At 57.5% G+C, this 11,354-nt stretch carries 12 protein-coding genes; 1 reads left to right on the top strand and 11 read right to left on the bottom strand.

Translation table 11 applies throughout. The annotated features are described in order from the left end of the window. Window positions 1-4 precede the first annotated feature (4 nt). From IE102_RS02510 to IE102_RS02495, 4 genes are all read right to left on the bottom strand, one after another. A complete protein-coding gene (locus IE102_RS02510; RefSeq protein ID WP_189484795.1) occupies window positions 5-2,977 on the bottom strand; it encodes a 2-oxoglutarate dehydrogenase E1 component in 2,973 nt (990 codons plus the stop codon). 306 nt (window positions 2,978-3,283) lie between these two features. Continuing rightward, entirely contained in the window at window positions 3,284-4,171 is an 888-nt protein-coding gene (sucD, locus tag IE102_RS02505) for a succinate--CoA ligase subunit alpha (RefSeq protein ID WP_189484794.1), read from the bottom strand. A 9-nt stretch (window positions 4,172-4,180) separates the two neighbouring features. Further along, entirely contained in the window at window positions 4,181-5,383 is a 1,203-nt protein-coding gene (sucC, locus tag IE102_RS02500) for an ADP-forming succinate--CoA ligase subunit beta (protein ID WP_189484793.1), read from the bottom strand. Between the two features lie 287 nt (window positions 5,384-5,670). Then, a complete protein-coding gene (locus IE102_RS02495) occupies window positions 5,671-6,201 on the bottom strand; it encodes a DUF2306 domain-containing protein (RefSeq protein ID WP_229807530.1) in 531 nt (176 codons plus the stop codon). A gap of 74 nt (window positions 6,202-6,275) precedes the next feature. Here IE102_RS02495 and IE102_RS02490 point away from each other — a divergent pair, with 74 nt between their 5' ends. Continuing rightward, window positions 6,276-7,088: a LytTR family DNA-binding domain-containing protein gene (locus IE102_RS02490; RefSeq protein WP_189484792.1), complete on the top strand. Its 813-nt coding sequence runs from the start codon at window positions 6,276-6,278 to the stop codon at window positions 7,086-7,088. A 53-nt stretch (window positions 7,089-7,141) separates the two neighbouring features. Here IE102_RS02490 and IE102_RS02485 read toward each other — a convergent pair whose 3' ends face one another. The 7 genes from IE102_RS02485 to IE102_RS02455 all read right to left on the bottom strand — a co-directional run bounded on the left by IE102_RS02485 (window position 7,142) and on the right by IE102_RS02455 (window position 11,279). Beyond that, window positions 7,142-7,603, bottom strand: coding sequence for an SRPBCC family protein (locus IE102_RS02485; protein WP_189484791.1), 462 nt, complete (start codon window positions 7,601-7,603; stop codon window positions 7,142-7,144). Window positions 7,604-7,606: 3 nt separating this feature from the next. Continuing rightward, on the bottom strand, window positions 7,607-8,323 hold the full coding sequence (locus IE102_RS02480; protein WP_189484790.1) for a YceI family protein: 717 nt from the start codon (window positions 8,321-8,323) through the stop codon (window positions 7,607-7,609). 18 nt (window positions 8,324-8,341) lie between these two features. Beyond that, window positions 8,342-8,812, bottom strand: a complete 471-nt coding sequence (locus IE102_RS02475; RefSeq protein WP_189484789.1) for an SRPBCC family protein — start codon at window positions 8,810-8,812, stop codon at window positions 8,342-8,344. A 119-nt stretch (window positions 8,813-8,931) separates the two neighbouring features. Then, window positions 8,932-9,360: a VOC family protein gene (locus IE102_RS02470; RefSeq protein ID WP_189484788.1), complete on the bottom strand. Its 429-nt coding sequence runs from the start codon at window positions 9,358-9,360 to the stop codon at window positions 8,932-8,934. Between the two features lie 31 nt (window positions 9,361-9,391). Further along, window positions 9,392-9,916, bottom strand: a complete 525-nt coding sequence (locus IE102_RS02465) for an SRPBCC family protein (protein WP_189484787.1) — start codon at window positions 9,914-9,916, stop codon at window positions 9,392-9,394. Continuing rightward, window positions 9,916-10,887: an SRPBCC family protein gene (locus IE102_RS02460; protein ID WP_189484786.1), complete on the bottom strand. Its 972-nt coding sequence runs from the start codon at window positions 10,885-10,887 to the stop codon at window positions 9,916-9,918. Before IE102_RS02460 ends, IE102_RS02465 begins: the two co-directional genes overlap by 1 nt. Next, window positions 10,884-11,279, bottom strand: coding sequence for an ArsR/SmtB family transcription factor (locus tag IE102_RS02455; RefSeq protein ID WP_189484785.1), 396 nt, complete (start codon window positions 11,277-11,279; stop codon window positions 10,884-10,886). Before IE102_RS02455 ends, IE102_RS02460 begins: the two co-directional genes overlap by 4 nt. Window positions 11,280-11,354 lie beyond the last annotated feature (75 nt).

Raw genomic sequence — 11,354 nt, 5'->3', positions numbered from 1 at the left:
GCGCTTACGCGAACGCCTCATTGAGAAAGGTTTCAAGCTCTTTGAGGTGGCGGCTCATGACACCGGCGGCGGTCGAGGCCGAGGCCGGACGGCCGACATAACGGGCGCGCTTGGCCTTGACCTTCAGCTTATCCAGCGTCAGTTCCAGCCACGGCTCGACAAACGTCCAGCCGCCCATGTTTTTCGGTTCTTCCTGACACCAGACCAGTTCGGCGTTCTTGAAGCGACCAAGCTCCGTCAGCAGCGACTTCATCGGCCACGGATAGAACTGCTCAAGACGCATCAGATAAACGTCCTTGATACCCTTCTTTTCGCGGTCTTCGAGCAAATCGTAATAGACCTTGCCCGAACACAGAACGACGCGGCGGATCTTGTCGTCAGCGACCAGCTTGACACCAGCCACTTCCGGGCGTGTCTGGGCGTCGTCGTGCAGGACGCGGTGGAAGCTAGACCCCTCAGAGATATCCGCAAAAGTTGAAACCGCCTTCTTGTGACGCAGAAGCGATTTCGGCGTCATGATAATCAGGGGTTTGCGGAACGGACGGTGGATCTGACGGCGCAGGATGTGGAAGTAGTTGGCCGGCGTCGTGCAGTTGGCAACCTGCATATTGTCTTCGGCGCAGGCTTGCAGGAAGCGTTCAAGGCGAGCGGACGAATGTTCCGGGCCCTGACCTTCGTAGCCATGCGGCAGCAGCATCACAAGGCCCGACATCCGCAGCCACTTGCGCTCACCCGATGAGATGAACTGGTCAATCACCACTTGCGCGCCATTCACAAAGTCGCCGAACTGGCCTTCCCACAGGGTCAATGTGTTCGGATCGGCGAGGCTGTAACCGTACTCAAAACCAAGCACGGCTTCTTCGGACAGGGCCGAGTCGATCACTTCGTACTGAGCCTGACCTTCGCGCAGATTGTTGAGCGGGAAGTATCGTTCTTCCGTGGTCTGATCAACGAAAGCTGAGTGACGTTGAGAGAAGGTGCCGCGTACCGAATCCTGACCGGACAGGCGCACGGGGAAACCTTCGTCGAGCAGCGAGCCATAGGCCAGATGCTCCGCCAAAGCCCAGTCGATATTCTCACCGGAATCCACCGCTGCACGACGGGCATCAATAACGCGCTTCAGCGTCTTGTGCATATCGACGTGGTTAGGGATTTCAGTGATCTTGCGGCCGATTTCATTAAGTTTGGCGCGGGGCACGGAGGTGGTGCCGCGACGCTCATCTTCTTCGGGCAGGCCAAGGCCTGACCACTTGCCGTCCAGCCAGTCGGCCTTAGACGCCTTATAGACCTTACCCGCTTCAAATTCGGAATCGAGGAAGGTGTCGAAGTCCTTGATGAAGCCATCAACCTCAGCCTGAGAGACGGTGCCCTCAGCGATCAGACGCTGCGAATACAGTTCGCGCGTTGACGGGTGGTCCTTAATCTTGGCGTACATCAGCGGCTGGGTGAAGGTCGGATCATCGCCTTCGTTGTGACCGAAGCGGCGATAGCAGAACATGTCGATGACCACGTCTTTGGCGAAGGTCTGACGGAACTCGGTCGCCAGTTTCGCGGCAAACACCACAGCTTCGGGATCGTCACCGTTGACGTGCAGGATAGGCGCCGCGACCATCAAGGCCACGTCCGAAGGATAGGGGCTTGAGCGTGAATTGTGCGGCGAGGTCGTAAAGCCGATCTGGTTATTGATGATGAAGTGGATAGTGCCGCCGGTCTTATAGCCCTTAAGGCCCATCAGCGCGAAACATTCCATGCCGACACCCTGACCGGCAAAGGCGGCGTCGCCGTGGATCAGCAGCGGCAGGGTGCCCGAACGATCAAGCGTGCCGTCGTTCTTTTCCTTGATCTGGTAGTACTGCTTGGCGCGCGCCTTACCCAGAACGACCGGGTTGACGATTTCAAGGTGCGACGGGTTGGCGGTTAGCGACAGGTGGACATTGTTACCGTCAAAGGCACGGTCAGATGACGCGCCCATGTGGTACTTCACGTCGCCGGAACCTTCGATGTCCGACGGCAGGGACGAGCCGCCCTGGAATTCGTGGAACACGGCCTTATAGGGCTTGCCCATCACGCCGGCCAGCACGTTCAGGCGGCCACGGTGGGCCATACCGAGGATGATGTCCTTCATGCCGAGCGCGCCGCCGCGCTTGATGATCTGCTCCAGCGCCGGGATCATGGCTTCGCCACCGTCAAGGCCGAAGCGCTTGGTGCCGGGGAAACGACGGTGGATGAAGCGCTCAAAGCCTTCGGTTTCGATCAGCTTCTTCAGGATGGCGATCTTGCCTTCCTTGGTGAAGGTGATTTCCTTGTCGCGGCCCTCAATGCGCTCCTGAATCCAGGCTTTTTCAGCCGGATCGGCGATGTGCATGTACTGCACGCCGACATTCGAGCAATAGGTGCGCTTAAGGATGGTGATGATTTCGGTTAAGGTCGCGGTCTCTAAGCCCAGAACGCCGTCGATAAAGATCGGACGGTTCAGGTCAGCGTCGGTGAAACCCCAGTGTGAGGGCTCCAGCTCAGGGTTGGTGCCCTTGGGCGAAATGCCAAGCGGATCAAGGTTCGACTGCAGGTGGCCGCGAATACGGTAGGCGCGGATCAGCATCAGAGCGCGCACGGAGTCGCGCGACGCGGCGCGCAGAGCCTCCGGTGACGGTGCGGCTGAGCCGGTGACCACCGCGGCGGTCTTTTCCGGCATCTTGGCAGCCTTGGCTTCGACGGCGGGCCAGAACCCGTCCATAGCCGAGGTAAGCTCATCGCGGACGGCGGGAATGTCGCGCGCCCATGACCCGGCGTCAGCGTTATCCGCGACGACCGAGGGCTGGTCCATCAACTGATCGAAGAAGGCCCGCCAGGCGGGGGAGACGGAACTGGGGTCTTTGGCCCATTTTTCCTGAATTTGTTCGATAAAAACGGCATTGCCGCCATACAGAAACGAGGTTTCTGCGAACACCTGATTTAAACGGCCGGAATCATCCGCCATGAGGCTACCTGCTGAAGCGGCCAATTACGACACCGCTTCCCTTTCATGTTTCGGTTTAGGCGGCCAATTACGACACCGCCTGCCTGATCACTAGGCAATAGGACGCACTGCGACTATTCGCAGGCTTAAGTTACGCATACTCTTTTTTTTGACGGTTGAGAACCGTCAAAAACGGGTGAATTAATTGTCAGACAAAATTTTTCATTTCGGTTTGTGACCGTAAATTCGTGTCTGAAAATGGCTTTCGCCCACAAAAAAGGCGGCTCCGTAAGGAACCGCCTTCAACGTGTAGTTTAGGGGTATTGATTAACCCTTAAGGACCGACAGGAGCGTCTCGCCCAAGGCTGCCGGAGACGGCGACACCTTGATGCCCGCCGCTTCCATAGCGGCGATCTTGTCTTCCGCGCCGCCCTTGCCACCGGAGATGATCGCACCGGCATGGCCCATGCGACGGCCCGGAGGGGCTGTGCGGCCTGCGATGAAACCGGCCATCGGCTTTTTACGGCCGCGCTTGGCTTCGTCGATCAGGAACTGAGCGGCGTCTTCTTCGGCAGAACCGCCGATTTCACCGATCATGATGATCGACTTGGTTTCATCATCCGCTAGGAACATTTCCAGCATGTCGATGAACTCGGTGCCCTTGACCGGGTCGCCACCGATGCCGACAGCGGTCGTTTGACCGAGGCCAGCATTGGTTGTCTGGAACACAGCTTCATAGGTCAGGGTGCCGGAGCGCGAAACCACGCCGACCGAGCCCTTGGAGAAGATGTTGCCCGGCATGATGCCGATCTTGCACTCGTTCGGGGTCAGGACGCCGGGGCAGTTCGGGCCGATCAGGCGCGACTTGGAACCCGAAAGGGCGCGTTTGACCTTGACCATGTCCAGCACCGGAATACCTTCGGTGATGCAGACGATCAGCGGGATTTCCGCCTCAATAGCCTCAAGGATGGCGTCAGCCGCGAAGGGCGGCGGCACGTAGATGGCCGAGGCCGTGGCACCGGTACGCTCTTTGGCTTCGGCGACCGAGTCGTAGACCGGCAGACCGATATGGGTCGTGCCGCCCTTACCCGGCGTAACGCCGCCGACGACCTTGGTGCCGTAATAGGCGATAGCCTGCTCGGAGTGGAAGGTGCCTTGCGCGCCGGTGAACCCTTGGGTGATGATCTTGGTGTCTTTGTTGATCAGGATTGACATGTCTGAACCTTAGCCCTTCACAGCTTTGACAATTTTCGCGGCCGCATCGGCCAGATCGTCGGCGGCGATGACATTAAGGCCCGACTCATTGATGATTTTCTTGCCCAGTTCGACATTGGTGCCCTCTAAGCGGACAACCAAAGGCACCTTCAGGCCGACTTCTTTCACGGCGGTGATCACACCGGTCGCGATGATGTCGCACTTCATGATGCCACCAAAGATGTTGACCAGAATACCTTTGACCTTGGGGTCGGAGGTGATGATCTTGAAGGCGGCCGTCACCTTTTCAGTCGTGGCACCGCCGCCGACGTCGAGGAAGTTGGCAGGCTCAGAACCGTACAGCTTGATGATGTCGAGCGTGGCCATGGCCAGACCGGCACCGTTGACCATGCAGCCGATTTCGCCGTCAAGAGCGATGTAGCTGAGGTCGAACTTTGAGGCTTCGATTTCCTTGGGGTCTTCTTCGGTCAGGTCGCGTAGGGCCTGAATGTCGGGATGACGGAACAGGGAGTTGGAATCGAACGACACCTTGGCGTCCAGAACCAGAAGCTGGTCGTCGCCGGTGATGATCAGCGGGTTGATTTCCAGCATGTCCATGTCCTTGGCGTTGAACGCCGCGTACAGTTGCTGGAGCAGCTTATAAGCTTGCTTGGACAGGTCGCCCTTGAGGCCAAGCGCGGCCGACAGGGTGCGGCCGTGATGCGGGAACACGCCCGTAGCCGGATCGATAGTGAAGCTCAGAATCTTCTCAGGCGTCGAATGGGCCACTTCTTCGATGTCCATGCCGCCTTCGGTCGAGGCGACGACCGAGACGCGCGATGATACGCGATCAACCAGCAGCGACAGATAAAGCTCTTTTTTGATGTCCGCGCCTTCTTCGATGTAGAGGCGGTTGACTTGCTTGCCCGCAGGGCCGGTCTGGTGGGTCACGAGGACGCGGCCCAGCATTTCATCGGCATTGGCTTCGACTTCAGCCGGAGACTTGACGACGCGCACGCCGCCCTTGGCATCGGCGCCTAAGCCTTCAAACTTGCCCTTGCCGCGACCACCTGCGTGGATCTGCGACTTGACCACCCACACCTTGGTGGAGTCGTCTTTCAGGTTCTTGGCGGCCTCAAGGGCCTCCTTGGGGGAAAACGCGGGATAGCCGCGCGGAACGGCAACGCCGAACTCTTTCAGTACGGCCTTGGCTTGATGTTCGTGAATGTTCATGGAACCCGTCTGTGCTTTGCGAAAGCTTGGAAATATCTTTGGGGCGTAAGCCCCTGGCGAACGGTACTTGAGGGCGAACCTCATTGTCCGTCCCGCGACCAAGCTGCCTTATAAAGTCCCAAACACTTGTGTGCAACCGCTCAAATGCACCTATTTTGCAATCGCAAAGCCAAATTTACGGGCTCTATATCATATAAATTAAGCCTTAAGCTGAACGGTAAGCGCTGTCATGACGCTTGCGCACTAAAGTATATCATATATTATTTTAGCGCTAACATCGCTGATATTTATCCAAAAAAGACCCGCCACATCAGGCGTCCTGGCATAAAGGTCAGCGCCCCGGCGATAATCAGTCCGCCCATAAACAGGCTGATGGCGGCATTTCTGTGCTGTTTGATATTTCCCTTGCGGGCTGCATAAATGATCATGGGGGACGATACGGCGGTCCAGCCGGACAGCAGATGGATCAGGCTAAAGCTGCCCTGATTGATTTCCCGAATAAAAAAGCTTGATATGGCGGTGATCAGCATAAGCCCGACCCAGATCCAGCCCAGTATGCGGTGCGGCATTTTGCCTTTCGGGCCTAAAAACTGAATTAGCCCGATCACAAAAGCAGAGGCGGCGGCGGCAATATGGATCTGAATGGCTGCGGGCTGAAGCATAATCAGCGCCCAGTTCGGGGCATGGGGGACGAAGTTTTCAGCCGCAGACACCATGCGGGCGCGCACATTGGCATCCATGGATTGCAAGGCCAGATAAATGATGCCGACGGTCAATAGTGTTGGCAGAATGAATTGCAGCAGAAGTTTGCGAACCACAGGCGGTTCTCCTTTGACGGGGGTGATCCAATGGCTGTAAATCTGTCAGATAGTTTTTCAGGATGCCTGCCCCGATGCGCGAAACCGCCAGCGAAATACGTGAAATGCCGGTAACTGCCGTTCGCGCTTCGCGAATAACCGACGCGCTGATGCCGTGGGCCAAGACCTATGGTATCGCGATTGGTATGGCTTTGTTTCTGACGGCGATTGCCGCGTCAGGCACGGAGGTCTTCGGCTTGCCCGCGCGGTTTCTGTACTGGGCGAGCCTGATGGTCGGCGGGACGTTCATTGCCCACGGGGTCAGTTTTGTGATGGATCGCATCATGCCCGGACGCGGCTCTAATCTGCTGCGTATTCTGATCCATCTGGCGCTGATTATTGTGCCTATCACGGTCATGGTCTGGATCGCCAACGCCGCCCTCGGCAGCATCCCGCTTCACCCCAAGTATCTGTTATATTTGGTCGGGCCGGTCGCCCCCATCTGCGTGGCCATGACGACGCTATATTGCTTGGCCAACCGGACCCCGATGCAGAGCCATGCCCATGCGGTTTCAGATGAGGTGGCGTCGGATGCGGGTGTTTTCCGCCAGCGCCTGCCGTTTAAGTTCCGACACGCTGAGATCTACGCCTTGTCGGCGGAGGATCATTATCTGCGGGTGCACACCAGTGTGGGCCAGACCCTGATCCTGATGCGGCTTTATGATGCCATCCGCGAGTTGGACGGCATCGAAGGCTCCCAGACCCACAGGTCATGGTGGGTGGCCAAGGACGCCATAGACGATGTCATAAAAGACAACGGGCGCGTCACCTTCCGCCTGAAAGGGGAGGTGAGCGCGCCCATCAGCCGCAGTTTTCAGAAAGCGCTTAAATCTGACGGCTGGCTTTAAGTCAGAGCGCTTTCCGAAAAGTGTATAGCGGTTTTCGGAACTAAAAGCGCGAACTAATGTGTTCCTGTAAGGTAGGCTTCCATCATATCGATCATGGCGTTGGTGCCGTGGATGCGGTCATCCAGATGATCGGAGCCATCAAGGAACACGATCTGCTCATTGAGGATCAGCTTTGTGCCCTTGGCTGAGGGTTTGAACTCGATGGTTGCCAGCGACACGGTGATCAGGGTCGTATCGAGATACATCGAAAAGCTGGAAATGATCCGCTCCTCCGGCACTATGTCGTGGTAGACGGCTTCCATGCGGTGGGGCGGCCCGTCCTTGGGGCCGCCCGCCGACCTTTCCTTGCCACCGACGCGAAAATCGAGGTGGTGCGGCTCGGCCTCCCAATCCGGTGGCCCGCTGAACCACTTCGCCTTGGCGGCAGGATCGGCCCAGGCTTTAAAGACTACGTCAGGGCTAAAGGCCAGATCACGCTCTATGGTGATCAGGTGGTGATGGGCTGAACGGGTCATGGTCTAGTTCGCCGGTGTCGCGGTGGCTGACGATGCCGCGGCTTCGAGCGGCGGGCCGGTAAATTCGGCCTCAAGCATGATCTCGACCTCATCACCAACACCCATGGTCGTGCCGGGTTCAGGGATGCCGTAGGTCATGCCAAAGTCCGAGCGCTTGATCTTGCCCTTGGCCGAAAACCCGATGCGCGCCGCTGGATCATAAGGGGCAAAGCCTGCATAGCCGCCGTTGAATTTGGCCTCCAGAGTAATTGGCTTGGTAACCCCTTTCAGGGTCAGGTCGCCGTCGATTTTGGCCGTATCGGGCCCGGTCATGTCGATCTTGGTCGAGCGAAAACTGATCTGGGGAAACTTGGCCGTATCAAACCAAACCGGCCCAAGCAGGGTGTTCAGGAACCCTTCGGGCGGGGTGGGGATATCCAGCGATTTGACATCGACGGTGGCATTGACTGAGGCGGTCTCCGGTTTTTCCGGGTCGAGTTTCAGGTTAGCATCAAAGCTTTTGAACTGGGCCGTATAGTTGGAAAAGCCGGTATGGTTGACCTTGAACGTCAAACTGGCGTGGGATTTGTCGAGTGTGTAATCGCCCGCCGGGGCTTCGGTCGAGGCGACCTGCTCGATATCCGACGGCAGGGTCGCCGGCTGCGGGGGCGGGGCATCACCGGGCTTGGGCGAACAGGCGATCAAGGCCAAAAATCCAAACAGCATGGGACTATATTTCATTATCAGCGTTTCCTTACTTCAGAGTGTTTTAGCGAGCGCTTCGAGTTGGTCGGCGGCAGCGCCCCAGCCTTCGTGAAAGCCCATCTGTTCGTGTTGTTGTTTCTTTTCCGGTGACCAGTGGCGGGCGCGGGCGACATAAAGCGTCTTGCCGCCCGGTGCGTCCTCAAAGGTCACAACCGCGGTCATAAACGGATCGGTCGAAGGCACCCAGCCGACCGTAAAGGCGTCAGTCGAGACGATCTTTTGCTGATGGATGACTTCAAGGAACACGCCGTCCTGGGGCATAGCTTCACCATCGGGGCCGTGCATGACACAGGCCGACCGGCCGCCGGGTTTCAGATCCCACACGACCTGATCAATATACCAAGGCTTGGGGCAGTACCACTTCGCCAGCAATTCTGGCTCGGTCCAGCAGCGCCAGACCAGATGGCGCGGGGCATCAAGGGTGCGGGTCAGAACCAGTTCGCGGTCATCAGTTGCAGCGGTCATGGTGAGCGTCCTTAGAGCGATATGTGTAAGATTTCAGTGCCCAAATGCGGGCAAATTGAGGGCGCAAACATCCATCCGGCGGTCAGGCCAGCGAAAATGTTTGCAAAGTATGGGCGGGTTTAACCCGGCATATAGCCTTCAGGCGCCGCCGCGTTGATCATCCACGGCTGATCATATTTGTCGATCAGCATGCCAAACATTGGCGACCAGAAGGTCGGCGCCAGCGGCATATGTATGGCCTTGGCATCGGCAGATAATCCTTCCCAGATGCGTTTGGCTTCCTCAACCGTATTGACCCCGATTGAGGCGCAGAACCCTTGCGGTGTGCTGGCCCACTGCGGCGGGGCATCCGCTCCCATGAAAGACGTCTCTCCCACATTGAGCGTGGCGTGCATGATGCGACCTCCGAAGGAAGGGTCAGTGCCGCCAGAATCGGCAGGCGCATCTTCGTATTTGAACAGGAACAGCTCCCCGCCCAGAATGGATTTATAGAACGCGAACGCTTCGGCGCAATTGCCGTTGAAACTCAGGTGGACTTCGATACGCATAATGATCGCTCCTGTTTGAGAGGGTTCGGGATTACTGTTCGCTTAGGGTTTTGAGGGATTGCAGGCCTTTTTCAAAGTCCTTGCCCACCACCTTGTCCATGTTGAAGATCAGGCCAAACAACTTCGATATATAGGGCGATGGCCCATACATGGCCCAGCTCACCACCGTCTCATCGCCATTTGGAGTCAGAGTAATTTCGGTGGTGTTGGTCGTGGTCATCGGCTTTACGAAATCGAGCTTGATGACCAGTTTTGAGGACGGTGTATGTTCGGTAATTTCCATCCGTCCGGCCCCGGCCTTTTTGCCTTCCCAGACATAGACGGCCCCAAGGCCTGACGGTGAGCCCATATAGGTGCGCTCCAGATCGGGATCGAGGTTTTCCCACGGCGACCAGGCGCGCCATTTATGGAAATCATTGATGTGGCCGTAGATCACTTCGGGCGGGGCCTTGATAGTGATGCGCCGTTCAATGCGAAAACTGTTTGGCCGGAACGCGGCGATGACGAGCACGGCCACAATGGCCAGCCCCACAATTATGGCGATGGTTTTCAGCATCAGATGTCCCCCTGTTGTTTTAATTGAGCATGATAGACCGCAAGCCGTTCACAGTTTTGGTCGTTGGCCTGTGGGATGAAGGCCTTGAGCATGGCTTCATGTTCAGAAGGTGCAAAATCCATGCGCCAGATCATGTCAGTATGATCGCCATGCGGCTGATATTCGATGGTCATGCGGAATTGGTGCGACGGTTGATAATGGTCGAAGACGATGCGTTCATTCGCTACGATTTCGACAAAGCGTTTGTGGTTATCATGATCGCGGCCATCCGGCCCGTGCATGATAATGCGAAACGCACCCCCCTCAACGAACTCGAACGCAGGGATGGTGCTGGTAAAGCCCTCCGGCCCCCACCATTCCTTAAGGTGTGCCGGGTCGGCAAACAGCGCGAACAGTTCGGCGGGCGTGGCCTTAAGCCGGTGAGTGGTGACGATTTCAAAGCGCGGCAACTGGGTGAGTTCAACCGCCAGCCGTTCAAAGCTGTCCGCCCAGCCCCCCGCAAAGCCACCGGCAATGGCGTCCTCGCGCTGCTGCGCGCTGATCATGCGGCTATGGAGCACCAGCTTGGTACCGACGGTGCCATCGCGCTGAGGTTCATCCTTGAAGGTAATGAAGACCGTGGCTTTGGGCGGCAATCCAGCACCGCACGGATGCTCGATATGGGGCGCGCCTTCATAGACAATGCGCTCATCCGGCACGATGTCCTGATAGGTGCCTTCGCACGGGTACACCACGCCGTCCGGGGCGCGCATGTCGATGTGGAACGTGCCGCCGATGCGAAAATCCATCTCGACATTTATATTTACAAACCCCGCAGGCCCCCACCAGTTGCGGACATGCTCAGGTTCTGACCACAGCCTATACACAAGCGCACGGGGGGCGTTGAGCGCGCGGGTCATGACGATTTCGATTTCGGACGGAAAGCTGACCTCGAAACTTGACATCAGTGTCTCTTTCAGGGCGGCGCTCATTTTATGTCTCCGTCTTTGTCGTCTTTCGGTTTTGCCGATTGCACCGGCGTATCCTTGGCCTGTAGTTCCTTGAGATAAGCCTCCAGCCGGTCGAGGCGCTGCTCCCACATCTTGCGATAGTCCCTGAGCCACATATCGACCTCCTTGAGCGGCTCCGGCTCCAGCTTGCAGGGCCGCCACTGCGCCGTGCGGGTACGGCTGATCAGGCCCGCACGCTCCAGCACCTTAAGGTGTTTGGAGACCGCGGGCAGGCTCATCTCAAACGGTTCCGCCAGTTCATTGACCGTAGTTTCCCCCAGCGACAATCGCGCCAGAATGGCCCGACGGGTCGGGTCGGCCAGCGCGTTGAGGGTCAAGGACAGACGATCGGGAGGTGGGGTATTCAGGGACATTAAGCGGCACTCGTGATTAACTAAACAGTTAAATAAACCGTGTGACCAGACGAGTCAATTCAGAAATCGGGGTTA

The sequence above is a fragment of the Asticcacaulis endophyticus genome (assembly GCF_014652575.1).
GTDB classification, from domain to species: domain Bacteria; phylum Pseudomonadota; class Alphaproteobacteria; order Caulobacterales; family Caulobacteraceae; genus Asticcacaulis; species Asticcacaulis endophyticus.
The sequence above is the reverse complement of the archived record's forward strand: the minus strand, read 5'-3'. Positions and strand labels throughout refer to the sequence as shown.